Raw genomic sequence first — 17130 nt, 5'->3', positions numbered from 1 at the left:
TAAATGGTGGCGGGAACTACTCCTATAGTTTGAGTGTGGTTAACTACATACCGGCCGGTTTTTCTGTTACCTTTAGCTGCACCCGGACGATTTTACCCCCGCGCCAGAGCGACACATCGGCCTGCGCGCCCACCTTTAAATTCTTCACCGCGGCCACTAAATCGTCCGGCGTAGCCACCTTCTGGCCGTTGATTTCTAGAATCACATCCCCACGAGTAATACCTGCCTTCTCGGCCGGACTACCCGGCACCACCCCCAGCACTAGCGCCCCCTCCGCTTTGGGGAGCCCCAGATACTGAGCCACATTCTGATCTACCGGTCCCACCTGCACCCCCAACCACGGGCGGACGATCTTACCCTTGGTCATGAGCTCATTAAGCACCGACTTCACTGTATCGGAAGGGATGGCGAAGCCTATGCCCTGAGCCTGAGCGTTAACCGCCGTGTTGATGCCGATAACTTCACCGTTCAAATTCAGCAGCGGACCACCACTGTTGCCGGGGTTAATAGCGGCATCGGTTTGCAAAAGGTTCTTGTAGTGGCGGTTACCGATGTCGATAGGGCGGCCCTTAGCGCTGAGCACTCCCACGGTGACGGTATGATCTAGACCATAAGGGTTACCGATGGCTATTACCCAATCACCCACTCGCATCTTATTGCTGTCGCCCAGCTTCAAATAAGGCACTTTCTTGGGCAAATCGATCTTCAAAACCGCTAGATCTAAATCGTAATCCGACCCCACCACCCGCGCTTTAAAGGGCTGTGAAAAGCCAGTGACGGTGACAGTGATCTGCGAGGCGCCGTCAATCACATGCTCGTTAGTCAATATATAACCGTCATCAGTAATAAAAAACCCTGAACCTAAGCCTTCCTGATACTCCTGCACTCGCGGCATATCACCGAAAAACTGTCGAAAAAAAGGATTGTTAAAGAAAGGATCGAATTTCGGAGCCACCGTGTCAATTTTGACCACCGCTGGGCTGGCCTGCTCTACGATGTTAGCAATAGCATTAGGACCCACTCCTGGGGCTACCTGATTATCCGCCAAAGCTGGGGCCTTAGAACTGGAACCGTAATAGCAGCCGGCAGTGAAAAATATACCTGCCAGAAAAGCCAGCAAGGCGATGGGCGCTATCCATCGACGCCAAGGCATCTTCCCACCTCCCCAAAGGTATTATTTATTATAAAGTGAAGCCTTGGCCTAAACCAAGGCTACACAGATTTTTTTCAAAAAACTTCATTTGCCGGGAAAGTGGTGGCGCAACGTATCCCAAAAATGCCTTTCTTCGAACCCTAAGCGCCACACGGCTATCCCCGCCAGACGATACTTTTTCATCAGATCCAATTTTTGCCGGAAAGTATGGCTGTTCTCAAACCAGATCTCCCGTACGCGCCCGTTGGGGGCAGTGTAAACATAGTAAGGCTCTTGATACGCATCGCTCCACTTAACTGGCACCCCCAGCCGGGAGGCATGGTCCATGATTTCCTTGCTAGGGCGCGAAAACCCTCCGCTTTGCCCGGCGGGCCAGTCATAGCCATAAGTAGCGATACCTAGCAAAATTTGCTCGCGGCGAAACCCCTGGTTAAGCGCCTCGCGAATATTGGCCTCCACCCAGGAAAAAGGGGCCACCGGGCCGGGGGGACTAGAATCCTGGTGGCGATCGTAAGTCATCAAAGCCACCTTATCGACCAATTGGGCCAGTGCACCGTAATCGTAGATACCAGAAACTTCCTGGGAAACCTGGACATGCGGTACCACCGACACCGCTAGCGTCTTCCCCATAGGTCGCAACGCGTCCCGCAAACGACGCACGAAGTCGGTGAGCAGGTCGCGATCGTGAGCGAAGTTTTTACCATTCACTGGCATTAGCTGCACATCCAGATTCACTCCATGATAATTCTCCCTCCGCACCACCTCCACAATATTAGAGATGGTCCGATCCCTAACCGCCGGATCGCGTAAGAAGGTATCGTCATTTCTGCCCACGTTGATAAGCGGGGTTACCCGCAAGCCGTAAGATCGGGCTAACCGCAGGGCTTCATGATTGACTTTATCATCCAGATTACCATCAGGCAAAATGCTGTACCAGAGAGGAGAAATCTCGTCCACCAGCTTTCCGTGAGCCTGGAGCGAGGGGAAAGAATCGGTGGGATGTCCTGGCTCGTCCACATAAAAAGCCACCACCTGAGGGCGATAAATGGGCGCTGGCACGGCTGGCCTGCGCATAGCGCCTATCCCCGCTCCCAGCAACAGAAGAGCCAAGCAAGCCGCCAAGGCGTAAAGCGCTCTCCTCTGCCTCTCGGTCATTCTGCTGCCTCCTTGTTTGTAAACGCGCTCTGATCTAGCTTGCTTAGGCCGCCCAGGTTCTATTCAAGCTTAGCGATGGAAACTCCTGCCCTACGCAACATGTCCTGCCACGCAGCCTCCGGCACCACTTCAGCGACAGCGTGGGTGGGGCTTTGGCTCAAATCCAACTCTCGAGGATCGGAAGGATTGCCCTCGTCATCGAAAAAGAGTCGCACGGAAGGGCGGAGAGGAAAACCCCGCTTTGTTCCCGTCACTATCCCCACCGCTCCCGAGGTTAGGCGCACTACCGTGCCCACAGGATAAGCAGCCACGTTCTCCAGAAACGCTTGCACCATCCAGTAGTCGAAAAGATAATTGCCGGCCCCGGCGATAAATTCATAAGCTTCGTATACTGGGTAAGCGCGCCGGTAACACCTATCGGCGGTCAGAGCATCGAAAACATCAGCCACACCGCAAATGGCAGCGAATTCGTGGATCTCTGAACCTCGCAGGCCTTGAGGGTACCCCTGCCCTAAATACCTCTCGTGATGCTGGAGGGCCACCACACAAGCCAAGCTATCGATCCCCGCCGCCTTCAGCATACGGTAGCCTGCCACCGTATGCGATTTAACGAGGGCGAATTCCTCCGGCGTTAGCTGGCCTGGTTTTTGCAAAATCTCTGCTGGAATCGAGGTTTTGCCTACGTCGTGCAACAGCGCCCCCAACCCCAAAGAAATAAGCTGCTGGCGGCTGTACCCCAGAGAAATTCCGGTCAGCAGCGACAGCAAACACACATTGACACTGTGACCGAAGGTGTAATCGTCCAAAGCTCGCACGTCAACCAGGCTTACCAGAACCTGCTGGGACCCGAGAAGCTCGTCCACCAGATCCTTGACCAGATCCACCATCGCCTTAACCTGGATGACGGCCCGACCGGCTCCCTGCGGCGGATTCTGGAAAAATTCGCGCACCTGGACCAGCGCCTGTAACCGCAACTGCTCGGAAATAACATCCTTAATTTCTACATCGTTGAGAAAGCCATCGTCGACGTAGATGGCCGAAACACCCAGGAGGCGCAGTCTCTTGATGACTTTCTCCGTGAGCCGCGTTCCAGCGTTTACCAGCAATTGACCGGAAGAACTGTACAGGGGGCGCCCAACCCTTATGCCCGGTCGTAGCAAATCTACCGGCACCCGCCGCAAGGGCCACCCCTCCCTCAACTTATTGTAAGCAGTACAACAACAGATAGATCCGATGCTTATCAGTTTGCATATTTCTCGGCACAACCAAGGTCCTCCTAAAGTAATTCAGGTGATCCGACCTCTATTCCTTCTTTCCCCTTAAGAAATTAAGCGAGGTTTACGCCCAAGGTCAACGGCCGGCAACGGAGCTTGAAAATGAAGCCCAACATCGGAAGGTAAGGAGCTCGCGAGCAAGAAGCCAGCGCCTCGCCGCTCAAACGGCTACTGCCAACCCGCTGGTTGCAGTAACTTTGCAGTAAAAGACAAACGAAAAGGGTTCCCGGCCTCACGGGAACCCTGAATTTTCTGGAGCGGAAGACGGGATTCGAACCCGCGACCCTCGCCTTGGCAAGGCGATGCTCTACCGCTGAGCCACTTCCGCTCGCCATACTAAACCTGGTGCCACGGGACGGAATCGAACCGCCGACACGAGGATTTTCAGTCCTCTGCTCTACCAACTGAGCTACCGTGGCGTTTATGGCGGAGCTGACGGGATTTGAACCCGCGATCTCCTGCGTGACAGGCAGGTATGTTAACCAGGCTACACCACAGCTCCACGCTAGACTATTATTAAATATAGCTCAACCCCAGTCCAAAGTCAACCCACAAAGGGCTCTAGGTCAAGAAGTGCGGAGAGGAGATCAGCCAAGCCAAGGGGAGAAAGACTAAGAGCTTCTTTCGCCACTTCACCCTATAACCCGTTGCATAGGGTCTGTAGCCTCGGCTTCCACTCGCGCGGCTGGTCGTGAAACCGGATCGGGCGGGAGAGGCGAGTGGTCTCCTCCCTGAGTCACCGGTAAAACCAAGACTTTGCGATAAAGTCACTCGGCTAATCCCAGATAAGCCATCACCTGGGCGTCAGCCACCAGATTATCCACCCTAGCATACTCGTCCGGTTGATGGGCCATCTCGTCAAAGGTCCCCCACACCGCCGCCGGGATGCCTCGCCGACGGAAATAGGCGGCAAAGGTTCCTCCGCCGATCCCTCCCACCCGCGCCTCTTTCCCCCTAAGCTCTCTTATGGCCCGGGATAAAAGCCGGACTATGGGACTATCGGGCGGCGTTGGTGGCGATTCTATGCGCTGCAACACTTCCAGCTGCAACCGGGGCAAGTCCTCCTCCTTAACCTTTCGCCGATAGCGCTCCTGCGTCTCCCGCACCAGCCTCTCCGCCGTGACAATCACTTCCCCCAGGGGATAGCGAGGTAGCACCCGGCAATCGAAAACCAGCTCTGCCTCGCCGGGAATAATGTTAGGAGCGTCACTCCGGCTACCGCCCACGGTAGGCTCGAAGGAGCTCACCGGGTATTCGAAGAGTTCGTCCTGGTCAGAATACCGCCGGTGCAACTCGCGATCCAAAGAGCAAGCGTAATCCAGCGCCACCCGGAAAGCGTTAAAGCCTTTGTGCGGCGTGCTACCATGCACCTGTTTTCCTTCGACGCGCACCTTCAACCACAGCAGGCTCTTCTCAGCGATCTCGATAAAGGTTCCATCGGGGTTTCCCCCGTCGGGCACCAGCACCAGATCGTCCGGGCGGAATAGCTCGGGATGCGTGCGCATCAGCCAGTCGATCCCATAAAGGTTACCGGTCTCCTCATCGCTGACGAAAGCCAGCACGTAGGTGCGCCGGGGACGGAGCCCCAAGTTCATGAAAGCCCTCACGGCGTAAAGCGAAGCCACCAAACTCTGCCCGTTGTCTTCGCTACCCCTGCCGTAAATCTTCCCCTCATACAGTCGGGGAGTGAAAGGAGAGGTCACCGTCCACTGATCCAGATCGCCTGGGGGGACCACATCTAGATGGGTCAAAATCCACAGCCGGGGACCATGATCCCCTCGCTCACCGTAATAGTGGGCTATTAGGTTGGGGCGTACGCCCTGAAAAGCTCGGGGGTCGGGGGCGTCATAACGTTCTAGCCGATCGAAAGGCCATTGGCGCAAAACCTCTTCCAGCTTGGACATCTTACGGAACTCCCCTTCCCCCCCGCTGTCCGGACTCAGGGCGGGAATACAGATTAAATCCATCAAAGTGGCCACCATTTCGTCCCGCAGGCGAGCCACTTCTCGCAAAACCTCGTCCTTGATCATAGCCCTCCTCCTCAGCCGGAGTGCGCCTCTTCCCTCCACAGCACCGGAGTGTCGCGCCACAGCCGCTCCAGGTCGTAAAACTCGCGCTCCTCCTCCAAGAATATATGCACCACGACCTCGCCAAAGTCGAGCAGCACCCACCGCCCCTCCCGGAAACCCTCACGGTGCAGGGCAGCTATTCCGTGCTCGGCCAGCACTTTTTCCACGTTTTTAGCTATCGCCTTTACCTGCAGGGGGTTATCGCCAGTGAGGATTACAAAGTAGTCGCAGATAGGAAGGATTTGACCCACCTCGAGAACCAGAATATCGTAGGCCTTCTTGGCCTGGGCGGCCTCAAGCACCAGCTCTACTATTTGCTTAGCATTCACGCTGGCATCTCGCTCTCCTCGCTAGTAATTTTTGATAGGATAAGGGGCCACAAGACCACTCGATCGCGAGCGTCCTCTGGCCCCCAGCTTCCTTAAGTTTATCGTTCCCCGGTTAACGCCGAGGACGGCTCTGCTGCCGCTCGCGAGCTTCGTTCACGACGAGAACGCGCCCACCATACTCAGCTCCGTTAAGAGCCCGAACCATGGGTTCTGCATCTTCGTCGCGTACTTCGACAAAGCCGAAGCCCCGCGAACGACCCGTTTGCCGGTCAACAATGATCCGGCTGGACAGCACCTCACCGTAAGCCGAGAAAATCTCCGCCAGCTCTTCCGCTTGCGTCGACCACGGTAGGTTGCCCACATACAGGGTCCGCGCCACTTGCCTCACCTCTCTTGATACGTTGTGGTTCTTGCAGATCTGAAGACTTCCAACACGCCTTACCGGTATAAACCGCGGATGTGGATGTACTCCTCTACGGCTTCCGGCAGAAGATACCTGATCGGCTTTCCTGCGCGGACCCGTTCCCGGATCTCCGTGGAAGAAACCGCTACTCCAGGAACCGGAAGCACCGTAACCTTGCGTCCCCGAATGACCTTGCTAGTCCCGGAATATCCCGGACGCGTAGCCACCACAAAGCGGCAGAGCGTTAAGAGCTCCTCTACGCGATGCCAGGTCAAAAACTCGGCCAGCGCGTCCATCCCTAGGATGAAAAAAACTTCTGCCTGGGGGTAGAGCTGGAGGAATTCCCTTACCGTATCCACGGTGAAGGAAGGACCTGGACGCTCGATCTCCACGGTTGAAACCTCAAAGTTCGGGTTGGAGACTACAGCCAACTTGACCATCGCTAAGCGGTGCTCCGCTGGCGTCACCTTCCGCCTTTTATGGGGAGGCTGCCGGCTGGGCACGAAATAAACCTTGTCGAGGTTCATCTCATAGAACACCGCTTCCGCTACGGCCAGGTGACCGAAGTGGATGGGATCGAAGGTCCCACCCAGCAGACCCAAGCGCATGCCGGAGTCTCCATCCTGCTTGGCTCCATTATAAACCTTTTCCGCCCCCCGATCAATCACTAATTTTCCCCTTTCAGCCAAGGAATTTGCGCAAAAGCTCTTTATCCCGCTTAACCACGTTTATTCCCTGAGCCAGGGCCGTAGCCAGTGCCTCCAAAAAACCAACCCTGGACAGAAGACGAGCGTCTTCGGGATGATCCAGGAAAAGGCACTCCAAAAGTACCGCGGGCATGTGGGTGTAGCGGAGCACGTAAAAGTCGGCTTCCTTCCCTCCCCTGTCCCGGGTCCCTTGCGGAAGGAGAAAGCCGGTGGCCGCCGCGTGCAGGATCTGCCGGTAGTAGCGGGTGAGGAAAGGAGCAGAGGGATGGATGTAACTTTCAAAGCCCCTCCCCCCACCCGCGTTGAAGTGCAGGGAAAGGAAAAGATCGGCGTTGTGGTGGTTGGCTATCTGTACGCGCTTATTAAGCGAAACGTCCCGGTCTTCCCCGCGCGTCATGATGATGGTCGCCGGCGGAGCCACCCTTTCCACCACGAGTTTGGCCAACCTGAGAGTGAGATCCGCCTCCCGCAGATTCCCGCGAACTGCTCCCGGATCACTTCCCCCGTGTCCCGGATCGATCACTATATGCATTTTTCCCACCCTCCCGCAGACTCAGTTTACGAGCGCGGGAGGGAAAAGGTCACTCTCGCACCTGCCCCTCGCCCAAGACTATGTACTTGACAGTGGTGAGCTCTTTTAATCCCATAGGGCCGCGGGCGTGGAGTTTCTGGGTGGAAATGCCAATTTCAGCACCGAACCCGAATTGACCGCCGTCGGTGAAGCGAGTGGAAGCATTGACGTAAACCGCCGCTGCGTCCACCTCTTCCAGAAAGCGACGAGCCGCCGTATAGTCCTCGGTGACGATAGCCTCCGAATGCCTGGTACCGTAGCGGTAAATGTGATCTAGAGCTTCGTCCAGATCGGCTACCACCCGGACGGCCAGAATGAGGTCTAAAAACTCGGTGGCCCAATCCTCTTCCTGCGCCGGTGTGGCCCAAGGCAGGTATTGCTGGGTAAGCGGGCAGCCCCTTATCTCTACCCCGAGCTCCCGGAGCTTCTCGCCCACCACCGGCAAGAAGCGCGGCGCCACCTCCCGATGCACCAGCAAGGTCTCCATGGCGTTGCACACACCGGGACGTTGGCATTTAGCGTTAATAACGATGGCTTCCGCTTTAGCTAAATCGGCCGCCGCATCCACGTAGGTATGGCAATTACCCACCCCCGTTTCAATAACGGGAACGGTCGCGGTGCGGATCACCGTCTGAATCAGACCAGCGCCACCACGAGGAATAAGCACGTCCACGTAACCGTTGAGCCGCATCAACACCTGGGCCGCTTCCCTTTCCGGCAGGTCAATAAACTCTATTGCCCCCTCAGGCACACCGGCAGCGGTGGCCGCTCGGGCTATCACTTGGACGATGGCGGCGTTGGAGTTAAGAGCCTCCGAGCCCCCGCGCAAAACCACCGCATTGCCCGCTTTGAGGCAGAGGCCGGCAGCATCCACGGTGACGTTGGGGCGGGCTTCGTAAATTATCCCTACCACCCCCAGAGGCACGCGCATTTGCCCGATTAAGAGGCCATTGGGGCGCTTCCACATGGCCACCATTTCGCCCACCGGGTCAGGAAGCTGCGCCACCTCGCGCAAGCCTTTAGCCATTTCTTGAACCCGTTTCTGGTTGAGCAGCAAGCGGTCGAGGAGGGCCTGAGAAAGGCCCTTAGCCCGCGCTGCTTCCATATCGCGATGGTTGGCCGCTAAAATCAAGTCCTGTTCCCGCTCCAACGCATCGGCCATAGACAGTAGAGCTCGGTCTTTGACCGCCGTGGAAAGGTAGGCCAGCCTCCTAGCCGCCGCCTTAGCTCGCTCTGCTTTGACTTTCACCGCCGCTTCCATGGTGCTCACGCCCGGCCCGCCTCCTCTAAAGCTTTTTTTAACTTGGCGTAGGTAGCTTTGAGGTCTTCCGGAATCACCCGCACTTCGCCGAAAACGGTCATGAAACTAGTGTCCCCTTCCCAGCGAGGAACCAGGTGGATATGAAAGTGCTCAGGAATTCCGGCTCCAGCCACTTTGCCTAGGTTAATTCCAATATTGAATCCGTCGGGATTCATTACCCGGCGTATAACTTTGACCAGTTCTTGGCTCAGAGCCATCAGCTCCGCACTCTCCTCCGGAGTGAGTTCGCATATGTCCCCCACGTGGCGGTTGGGGGCCAGAAGCAGGTGGCCGTTGTTATAAGGGTAGAGGTTCATAAGGGCAAAGGTGTGTGGGTACCGGAGCAATAACAGGTTCTCCTCGTCGCGGTTATCCTGCAGCTTGGCGCAAAAGATGCAGTCGGGGCGCGGTCCCTCCTGAGTAACGTAAGCCGCGCGCCATGGAGCCCATAGTCTTTCCACCCTTTTACCCCCTCACTCTTGCAGCACTAGATTGTCGCGGTGCACCACCTCATCGTAGAGGCGGCAACCAAGCAAACTCTCAATCTCCGAGGTCTGGTGCCCCATGATCCGAGCCACTTCCGCTGCGGAGTAGTTCACCAACCCCCGGGCGATTTCCTTTCCCTCCGGGTCCACGATGCTTATCACGTGACCGGCTTCGAAGTCACCTTCCACAGCCACGATACCCGAAGGAAGAAGGCTTTTCCCTTCTTGCCGCAGCGCAAGCGCCGCCCCAGCGTCCACGCAGATCCGCCCTTTCACCTGGGCGCCGAAAAGCAACCAGCGCCTCCGCTCGCGCAGCCTCTCCCGGGGCCAGAAAACGGTGCCAATTTCCTCCCCGGCCAGAAGGCGTGGCAATACCTCTGGCAGAGAAGCCCGGGCAATGATCATCGGGCAACCGGAGCGAGAAGCAATGCGCGCTGCCTCCAATTTAGTGCTCATGCCCCCGCTACCCAAGCAGGAACCAGGGCCTCCCGCCAGAGCCCATATTTCCGGGGTGAGTTTTTCCACCTCGGAAATGAGGCGGACGTTCGGGTCTTGGCGCGGATCGCCGGTGTAAAGCCCTTCGACATCGGATAGGATGACCAGCAGCTGAGCGCTTATCAAGCTGGCCACGAGCGCTGAGAGCGTATCGTTATCACCCAGACGGATCTCGTCCACAGCCACGGTGTCGTTCTCGTTAACGATGGGAATAACCCGGTACTCCAACAGAGTTCGCAGCGCGTTACGGGCGTTCAAGAAACGACGGCGGTGAGCCAAATCGTCGCGGGTAAGCAGCACCTGGCCCACGGTTATCCCGTAGGAGGCGAAAAAGCGCTCGTAGATTTGCATAAGCTGGCTTTGTCCCACCGCCGCACAGGCTTGTTTCTCCGGGATGGTCCGAGGGCGACCCTTGAGGCCCAGTTTGCCCATACCGGCACCAATAGCCCCCGAGGTGACCAGCAAAACCTCCCGTCCTTCCCGGTGCGCCAAAGCCAGCTCGTTCACCAGCTTGGCCATCTGCTCCAGGTGCAGTTCCCCCGAAGGATGAGTAAGAGAGCTGGTCCCGACTTTAACCACCAGTCGGCGGCAGTGCTGGAAACTTTCCCGCTTCACTGCTCTCCCTCATTCCCTTCCGCTGGTGTGAAAATGAACTCGCGATCGCCGATGCGAATGACCGTGCCCGGGCGCGCGCCTGCACTCTTCAGCCGGCGCTCCACACCAGAGCGGCGCAAAGATTCGGCCGCCGCCCGCCGGGCTTCCGGGTTTTCCCAATCGATGGCCAGCAGACGCCGCCCGAGCTCACCCCCTATCACCAGAACTTCCCCTTCCCAACGCAACTCCGGCTCCTCCGGCAGCGAGTCGGGGGTCAGAGGGCAGGGTGGAGGGAGCTGGCGCAGGAGGGCTGCCACTCGGTGCAGCAGAGCCGGTATTCCCTCGCCGGTCACCGTCGAAAGGGGGAAAATCTCGTAGTCCTTTAGTTCCCCCCGTAGCCGCTGGAGATTCGCTTCGCTGCCGGGCAAGTCCATCTTGTTGGCCGCGATGATCTGGGGCCGCCGCGCCAACTCAGGATTGTAGAGTTCCAATTCGCGGTTCACAACCGCGAAGGCCCGGAGCGGGTCCATCGCCGCCGTTGACGACATATCCAAGACGTGAACCAGCAAGCGGGTGCGCTCGATGTGGCGCAAAAAGCGGTGGCCTAACCCGGCACCCGCGTGAGCTCCCTCGATGAGACCCGGGAGGTCTGCCATCACAAAACTTTCTCCTTCGGCCAGCCGCACCACTCCCAGGCAAGGCTCCAGGGTGGTGAAAGGGTAATCGGCCACCCGGGGCCGAGCTGCCGAAACCCGATTCAAGAGCGACGATTTGCCCGCGTTCGGCAAACCAATGAGCCCCACGTCGGCTAGAAGCTTTAATTCTAACTCCAGCCAACGTTCCTCTCCGGGCTCCCCCTTTTCCGCGTAGCGTGGGGCCTGGTTGGTGGAGGTAGCGAAGCGAGCATTGCCCCGACCTCCCCGGCCCCCTCGGGCCACGACAACCTCCTGCCCGTCTTCCACCAGATCAGCGATCACCGCCCCGCTCGCCGCATCCCGAACCACCGTCCCTACCGGAACCCGCAAAACTAGATCACGCCCGTTTTTGCCAGTGCGGTTTTTACCCTGGCCATGCCCGCCTCGCTCCGCTTTGAAATGCTTCTGGAAATGGAAGTCGATCAGGGTGCGGAGCCGAGCGTCGGCCCGGAGAATAACGTCCCCTCCCTTGCCGCCGTCACCTCCTGACGGCCCTCCAAAGGGCACGTATTTTTCTCGCCGGAAGGCCACGCAACCATCGCCCCCGTCCCCTGCTTTAACGTGAATCTTGAGATAATCGTAGAACATACTGGTTTATTTCTCACCCATTGACAATTTGATGGTTAGAGTTTCCGGACCCCAATTGACCTGCGGTGAAGACAACTCTCTTGCCACCTCTTCCCAATTGAGGTTCCCCAAATAGTGCAGCCAGTAACCCTCCGGGTACGATTTTCCCGTTACCAACAGCTCCGTCTCCCGCCCGGAGTCCAGCAAAAGCCGGTGGCAACGACGCAATAGATCGAGCTGCGCGGGAGTAAGAGAGAAAGGAGGGGTTGGCTCCAGATCCAGAAAGACCCGCAACCCGATTTTCAGCCCCTGGGCTTGGAACCACAACAACAGCCAGGCCACCTCCGGCAGACCGCATTTAAGGGCTTGGCTCTGCGAGGCGATGTCCTTCGCCGCCCGGGTGATTTGCTCGCGCGCCTGCTCCACTCGACCCAGTTCTAAAAGCCCCAATATCACCTGGAGGTGATTAGCGAAAATATGATACTGGGCACGTAAAAGCGCCAGAGCATCTTCGGTTTCCATGAATTATCCCCCGGTTCAGCGGTTCTTTTCTTTAAGAGGGTTCGGCTCCAGAGCGTGAAATTCCTTCCTGGCGGTAAAGGAGAGCCGCCTGCACTATGCGCTTGGGCAGGGAGGGAAAGGAAAGGAAATGCAGGTGCAGGTAAGAAGCCAGGGTGCGCTGGTGAACCAGGCCCTCCGGTTCTGGTTCTCTCCGTCCCCACCGCAACAGGAAAGCGGGGGGTAAAAACTCCCCACCCCCTTCCCGCCGGGAATAGTGAAAGACATGCCCGCGCACCCGCTCACCGCGCCGGAAAAAGGGCGAAGAGGTCAACACCTCGGCCTCCGCGTAACCCAGGCGCTGGCGTCTCTTCTCCATCACCGTACGAAATGGTAGCGCCCCCACCAGCGCGAACTCCTTTTCTTCCCAGACCAGGGATCGGCCCAGATAGATCGATCCGCCACATTCGGCGTAGACCGGCATTCCCGCGGCCACCGCCAGGCGGAGCTCTTCACGCAAAGTACGGTTAGCGGCCAACTCCTCGGCCAGCAATTCGGGGAAGCCCCCTCCTAAATAAACCGCCGCGCTCCCCTCCGGCAGAGAGGGGTCAGAGCAAGGACTGAACCAGGCCAGCTCCGCCCCCATGGATTCCAGGAGTTCCAGGTTTTCCGGGTAGTAGAAAGTGAAGGCTCGATCGCGGGCCACCGCTACTCTCACCCGGGAAGAACAGGGTAAAGGCAAGAACTCCTCCGGGTAAGGCAGGGGCGGCGCCTCAGCCGCCAGGCGCTCCAGAGCTTCCAGATCCAGGTGCTGGCGAGCCAGATCGGCCAACCGAGAGATGTATTGCTGGCCCTCCGGATTTTCCGCCGCGGGTACTAGCCCCAGGTGCCGGGAGGGGAGTTCCAGCTCTGGCCGGCGAGGGATCGCCCCCAGCACCTGAACCCCTGCCCGCTCTTCCACCGCTTCACGCAACAACCGAGCGTGATACTCACTTCCTACCCCGTTGAAGATTACCCCCCGAAGCTTTACCTCCGGATCCATTTCCCGGAACCCCAGAACCACGGCCGCCGCCGAAGCGCTCATCCCCCCAGCGGGCACCACCAGCACCACCGGGGCCCGCAAGAGCTTGCTGAGCGCGGCGGTGCTACCCTCGGTAGTGCTTCCCCAGCCATCGTAAAGCCCCATCACACCCTCGATCAACGCTATATCAGTTCCCCGGCTTCCATACTGGAAGAGCCAAAGTAGCTGCCTTTCCGTAAGCAGCCAGGCATCAAGATTGCGCCCGGCCCGCCCAGTCGCCAGGGCGTGCCAGCTAGGATCGATGTAATCGGGCCCCACCTTAAAGGGCTGGACCTGTAACCCGCGCTGCCGGAAGGCCGCCATCAATGCCAGGGCCACCGTGGTCTTACCGCTGCCACTCCCCACCCCCGCTACCACCAGGCGCTTCAAGCCAGCTCCGCCTCCCGCCCCAAAAACCAGGGCAGCAAATGGTGCCCCTCGTACCAGCGAAAGCCGGACTCAGCGGCCTCCGCCTCAGTAAAAGCACTCCCTCTGCCGGAGCCGGGCAGAGGGGGGTTACCGGCTACCAGGAAGGGTACCGGGTCGGCAGTGTGGGTCCGGAGGGCCACCGGCGTGGGGTGATCGGGAAGAAGAAGCAAGCGCCAGGAGGGGTAGCGAGATCGCAACACCGGCAGCATTTCTCCCAGAACCAGCCGGTCGATGGCCTCGATAGCCTGCACCTTAGCCTGGACATCCCCCTGGTGCCCCGCCTCGTCCGGGGCCTCGATGTGGAGGAAAACGAAGTCCACCTCTTCCAAGTTGCGCAGTGCCACTCGGGCTTTGGAGCAATAATCGGTGTGGGTGTTGCCCGTGGCCCCAGGAACCAGGGGCACGCGCATTCCCGCAAGCTTTCCTATGCCTTTGATCAGGTCCACCGCCGCCACCACCGCCCCTTCCAGGCCGAAGCGCTCCCGGAAAGCGGGCAGTTGGGGCCGTCGCCCCGCTCCCCAAAACCATATAGCGTTAGCTGCCGAGTCGCTAGCCGCCAGCAATTCAGCTCCCCGTCGCATCAAGTCCAGCAGCAACTCCGCCCCCTCGCCTCGGGGCAGGAAAGAACCGATGCGCTGACCCGTTATATCGTGGGGTGGGGTGAGTTCCAGCCTTTCTGGCGCTGGCCCCGCGCGCCAGACCAGCAGGTGTCGATAGCTTACGCCGGGAAAAAAGCGCAGGCTGGAGGTTCCCAGTCGCTCCTGCAGCTGGGCCACCAATTTTACCGCCACCTCGGTGGCTATTTCCCCGGCGCTATAGTCCACCATCACCCGCTCGGTGTAATCGGCGGCCGGTGACAGCGTTACCAGGTTGCAGCGCAGTGCCAGGTCATCAGGAGCCAATTCAATCCCTTGACTGGCCGCCTCTAAAGGAGCGCGCCCGGTGTAGTAGCGCCGGGGATCGTAGCCCAGCACCGAGAGATTGGCCACATCGCTCCCAGGGGGCATCCCCGGAGGCACGTGCAGCGCTTCTCCCACCAAGCCGGTAGAGGCTAGCTCGTCCATAAAAGGTGTTCGGGCATAGGCCAGAGGGGTGATCCCTCCCAACTCCTCGCAAGGGCGGTCAGCCATCCCGTCAGCCAGAATAACCACCGATTTCATTTCTCCTACCCCTTTTGCAACCAGCTATAAATAAGTTCCAAGCGCAGATGCCCGCGCAACAAGTCCGCCATCCGATCCAGAGAGCGCTCCCGGAATAAGCGATACGAACGGGGAGGAAAGGAACGAGGTGGCAAGCCCCGCTCCCGGCGCAAAGCATCCAGCCAGGCGCGGCGGAAACCATCGCTCGCCAGCAGGTCGTGCAGATAGGTGCCCGCCACTCGCCCGGACCAAGCCCCTTCTCTCTCTCCTTCCAGGAGAAAAAGCGGCTGCGCCTCTCCTGCCGCCCGGGTAAGACCCCGGTGGAGCTCATAACCCTCCACCTCCACGCCTTCCGGCACCAGCCAGTGACGAGCGACCACCCGGCCCCGCCGGCGCCGGGTAACCTTCCCGGGAGCGAAAACCGTGGTTACGGGAAGGAATCCCAGGCCGGGATAGGTGCCCGAATCCCCTTCCCAGCCCCCAGGATCCACCAACTCCTCCCCCAGCAATTGGTAACCGCCGCATATGCCCAGGATAAAGGTTCCCGCCAACAATGCCTGCCGCAAAGCCCGATCCCATCCAGCTTGTCTCATCCAGAACAACGCCTCCAGCGTGTTCTTGGTACCCGGAATAATCACCAGATCGGGATGCCCCAGCTGGCGTGGGTGGCGCGCAAAACGCAGCGAAACATCCGGCTCCAGGCTAAGCGGTTCCACGTCGTTAAAATTGCTGATCCGAGGCAGCTGCACCACCACCACCTCGAGCTCCCCTTCCCCCCCTCCTACCCCCAGGGAAAGAGAATCCTCCGCCCCCAGGGCCGGCAACTCTTCGTATGGAAGCACGCCCAGGACTGGTTTAGCCGTCCGTGCTTCCAGGAAGTGCAGGCCGGGCTCCAGCAGCGAAAGTTCGCCCCGGAATTTGTTGATCACCAGACCGCGGACCAACTCTCGCTCTTCCGGCAAAAGCAATTCCAGAGTGCCCACTAGCTGGGCGAAAACACCTCCCCGGTCGATGTCGGCTACCAGCAGGACCTGAGCTCCGGCCCAGGTAGCCAGCCGCATGTTGGCCAAGTCGCGGTCACGCAGGTTGACCTCTGCGGGGCTACCCGCTCCCTCGATGACGATGCATTCGTAGCGCTGGGCCAGGGTAGCGAAACTATCCTGCACCGCCTGCCAGGCGCGTTCCAGCCACTCTCCCTGGTAATCGCGCGCCGCTAACTGGCACACAGCCCTCCCCCGCAACAGCAATTCGGCCACCGTATCGCGCTGCGGCTTGAGCAGTACCGGGTTCATATCCACCGTGGGGACCACCCCCGCCGCCTCGGCCTGCAAGGCTTGAGCGTAGGCGATCTCTCCACCCTCGGGGGTCACGCAGGCATTGAGCGACATATTCTGGGCCTTGAAAGGGGCTACTCGCCAGCCCTCCTGATGCAGCAACCGGCAAAGCGCAGTTACCATCCAGCTCTTGCCAGCATTAGAGGTTGTGCCCTGAACCATTAATGCCCTAGCCACCAACTTCTCCTCCCCGCTCGCCGAAAAAGCAAAAGGCGGGCTTCCCCGCCTCTGAAATCCCCGGTCACAGACGCACCACGACCCGGCTCTTAATCGGCCAGCGCCGGGACCACGCTCACGTACTTGCGCTCTCTTCCCCTGCTGTGGAAGCGCACGAAACCGTCCGTCAGCGCGAAGAGCGTGTCGTCGCTACCCCGCCCCACGTTGCGGCCGGGATGAAACTTAGTGCCGCGCTGACGCACCAGAATCGACCCCGCCGAGACCTTCTCGCCGTGGCCGCATTTTACGCCCAGGTATTTCGCGTTGGAATCCCGCCCGTTACGCGAGCTACCTCCGCCTTTTTTGTGAGCCATGGCTGTTCCCTCCTCCCTCGGCTCAAGACTCGATCTTGCTTACTAAGACCTCGGTGTAAAGCTGACGATGTCCTTGCTTGCGCCGGTAATTCTTTTTGGGCTTGTATTTAAAGATCACGATTTTAGGCTGCTTCCCGTGCCTCAGCACGCGCAGCTCGACCCGAGCTCCCGCAACCTCCGGGGTGCCCACCTTGACTTCCTCGTCCTTTACCAGCATCAGCACCCGGGGGGTAACCACCTCGCCCACCCCGACTGGCAGCTTCTCCACCCGCAAGCGCTGCCCTTCTTCCACTCGGTATTGCTTACCGCCCGTCTCGATAACGGCGTACATCTTGCCAAACTC

General features: G+C 58.9%; 18 protein-coding genes and 3 tRNA genes. All 21 read right to left on the bottom strand.

The window, feature by feature from the left end; genetic code table 11:
* Positions 1-43: 43 nt before the first annotated feature.
* Positions 44-1153 (bottom strand): S1C family serine protease, encoded by a 1110-nt coding sequence (locus tag ACTLLP_RS10070; RefSeq protein ID WP_441059498.1) that lies wholly within the window; start codon positions 1151-1153, stop codon positions 44-46.
* A gap of 84 nt (positions 1154-1237) precedes the next feature.
* Complete coding sequence (locus ACTLLP_RS10065) at positions 1238-2308, bottom strand: glycosyl hydrolase family 18 protein (protein WP_441059496.1); 1071 nt, start codon at positions 2306-2308, stop codon at positions 1238-1240.
* Positions 2309-2367: 59 nt separating this feature from the next.
* Complete coding sequence (locus tag ACTLLP_RS10060; protein ID WP_441061763.1) at positions 2368-3480, bottom strand: HD-GYP domain-containing protein; 1113 nt, start codon at positions 3478-3480, stop codon at positions 2368-2370.
* Between the two features lie 355 nt (positions 3481-3835).
* Positions 3836-3910: transfer RNA gene (locus tag ACTLLP_RS10055), tRNA-Gly, on the bottom strand.
* Positions 3911-3925: 15 nt separating this feature from the next.
* A tRNA-Phe gene (locus ACTLLP_RS10050) sits at positions 3926-4001 on the bottom strand.
* A gap of 5 nt (positions 4002-4006) precedes the next feature.
* Positions 4007-4084 (bottom strand) — tRNA-Asp (locus ACTLLP_RS10045).
* A 265-nt stretch (positions 4085-4349) separates the two neighbouring features.
* The gene (locus ACTLLP_RS10040; RefSeq protein ID WP_441059494.1) at positions 4350-5612 is read right to left on the bottom strand and encodes a M20 family metallo-hydrolase; all 1263 of its coding nucleotides are present in this window, start codon (positions 5610-5612) and stop codon (positions 4350-4352) included.
* 11 nt (positions 5613-5623) lie between these two features.
* A complete protein-coding gene (gene rsfS / locus ACTLLP_RS10035) occupies positions 5624-5980 on the bottom strand; it encodes a ribosome silencing factor (RefSeq protein WP_441059492.1) in 357 nt (118 codons plus the stop codon).
* A 112-nt stretch (positions 5981-6092) separates the two neighbouring features.
* Positions 6093-6359: an RNA recognition motif domain-containing protein gene (locus ACTLLP_RS10030; RefSeq protein ID WP_441059490.1), complete on the bottom strand. Its 267-nt coding sequence runs from the start codon at positions 6357-6359 to the stop codon at positions 6093-6095.
* A 59-nt stretch (positions 6360-6418) separates the two neighbouring features.
* Positions 6419-6991, bottom strand: coding sequence for a nicotinate-nucleotide adenylyltransferase (gene nadD / locus ACTLLP_RS10025; protein ID WP_441059488.1), 573 nt, complete (start codon positions 6989-6991; stop codon positions 6419-6421).
* 73 nt (positions 6992-7064) lie between these two features.
* Positions 7065-7622 (bottom strand): N-acetylmuramoyl-L-alanine amidase, encoded by a 558-nt coding sequence (locus tag ACTLLP_RS10020; protein ID WP_441059486.1) that lies wholly within the window; start codon positions 7620-7622, stop codon positions 7065-7067.
* Between the two features lie 49 nt (positions 7623-7671).
* Positions 7672-8922, bottom strand: a complete 1251-nt coding sequence (locus tag ACTLLP_RS10015; protein ID WP_441061760.1) for a glutamate-5-semialdehyde dehydrogenase — start codon at positions 8920-8922, stop codon at positions 7672-7674.
* Between the two features lie 5 nt (positions 8923-8927).
* On the bottom strand, positions 8928-9422 hold the full coding sequence (locus tag ACTLLP_RS10010; RefSeq protein WP_441059484.1) for an HIT family protein: 495 nt from the start codon (positions 9420-9422) through the stop codon (positions 8928-8930).
* Between the two features lie 12 nt (positions 9423-9434).
* Entirely contained in the window at positions 9435-10556 is a 1122-nt protein-coding gene (gene proB / locus ACTLLP_RS10005; protein ID WP_441059482.1) for a glutamate 5-kinase, read from the bottom strand.
* Complete coding sequence (gene obgE / locus ACTLLP_RS10000; protein WP_441059480.1) at positions 10553-11818, bottom strand: GTPase ObgE; 1266 nt, start codon at positions 11816-11818, stop codon at positions 10553-10555. The genes proB and obgE overlap by 4 nt, the downstream gene beginning before the upstream one ends.
* Before the next feature lie 6 nt (positions 11819-11824).
* Entirely contained in the window at positions 11825-12319 is a 495-nt protein-coding gene (locus ACTLLP_RS09995; RefSeq protein ID WP_441059478.1) for a Spo0B domain-containing protein, read from the bottom strand.
* A 31-nt stretch (positions 12320-12350) separates the two neighbouring features.
* Entirely contained in the window at positions 12351-13745 is a 1395-nt protein-coding gene (locus tag ACTLLP_RS09990) for a cobyrinic acid a,c-diamide synthase CobB (protein ID WP_441059476.1), read from the bottom strand.
* Positions 13742-14944 carry a cofactor-independent phosphoglycerate mutase gene (locus tag ACTLLP_RS09985; protein WP_441059474.1) on the bottom strand — a complete coding sequence of 401 codons (1203 nt, stop codon included), beginning with the start codon at positions 14942-14944 and terminating at the stop codon, positions 13742-13744. The genes ACTLLP_RS09990 and ACTLLP_RS09985 overlap by 4 nt, the downstream gene beginning before the upstream one ends.
* Positions 14945-14949: 5 nt before the next feature.
* The gene (locus tag ACTLLP_RS09980; protein ID WP_441059472.1) at positions 14950-16434 is read right to left on the bottom strand and encodes a cobyric acid synthase; all 1485 of its coding nucleotides are present in this window, start codon (positions 16432-16434) and stop codon (positions 14950-14952) included.
* 89 nt (positions 16435-16523) lie between these two features.
* On the bottom strand, positions 16524-16787 hold the full coding sequence (gene rpmA / locus ACTLLP_RS09975) for a 50S ribosomal protein L27 (protein ID WP_441059470.1): 264 nt from the start codon (positions 16785-16787) through the stop codon (positions 16524-16526).
* A 22-nt stretch (positions 16788-16809) separates the two neighbouring features.
* On the bottom strand, positions 16810-17118 hold the full coding sequence (rplU, locus tag ACTLLP_RS09970; protein WP_441059468.1) for a 50S ribosomal protein L21: 309 nt from the start codon (positions 17116-17118) through the stop codon (positions 16810-16812).
* Positions 17119-17130: the final 12 nt, after the last annotated feature.

It is taken from the genome of Desulfothermobacter acidiphilus (assembly GCF_052073645.1).
Lineage (GTDB): Bacteria > Bacillota > Desulfotomaculia > Desulfotomaculales > Ammonificaceae > Desulfothermobacter > Desulfothermobacter acidiphilus.
This window is presented reverse-complemented; position numbering and strand designations above follow the sequence as displayed.

Coding starts and splice junctions, on each gene's coding strand:
- ACTLLP_RS10070 (WP_441059498.1), bottom strand. CDS start 1,153: ATGCCTTGGCGTCGATGGATAGCGCCCATCGCCTTGCTGGCTTTTCTG.
- ACTLLP_RS10065 (WP_441059496.1), bottom strand. CDS start 2,308: ATGACCGAGAGGCAGAGGAGAGCGCTTTACGCCTTGGCGGCTTGCTTG.
- ACTLLP_RS10040 (WP_441059494.1), bottom strand. CDS start 5,612: ATGATCAAGGACGAGGTTTTGCGAGAAGTGGCTCGCCTGCGGGACGAA.
- nadD (WP_441059488.1), bottom strand. CDS start 6,991: ATGCGCTTGGGTCTGCTGGGTGGGACCTTCGATCCCATCCACTTCGGT.
- ACTLLP_RS10020 (WP_441059486.1), bottom strand. CDS start 7,622: ATGCATATAGTGATCGATCCGGGACACGGGGGAAGTGATCCGGGAGCA.
- ACTLLP_RS10015 (WP_441061760.1), bottom strand. CDS start 8,922: ATGGAAGCGGCGGTGAAAGTCAAAGCAGAGCGAGCTAAGGCGGCGGCT.
- obgE (WP_441059480.1), bottom strand. CDS start 11,818: ATGTTCTACGATTATCTCAAGATTCACGTTAAAGCAGGGGACGGGGGC.
- ACTLLP_RS09995 (WP_441059478.1), bottom strand. CDS start 12,319: ATGGAAACCGAAGATGCTCTGGCGCTTTTACGTGCCCAGTATCATATT.
- ACTLLP_RS09985 (WP_441059474.1), bottom strand. CDS start 14,944: ATGAAATCGGTGGTTATTCTGGCTGACGGGATGGCTGACCGCCCTTGC.
- rpmA (WP_441059470.1), bottom strand. CDS start 16,787: ATGGCTCACAAAAAAGGCGGAGGTAGCTCGCGTAACGGGCGGGATTCC.
- rplU (WP_441059468.1), bottom strand. CDS start 17,118: ATGTACGCCGTTATCGAGACGGGCGGTAAGCAATACCGAGTGGAAGAA.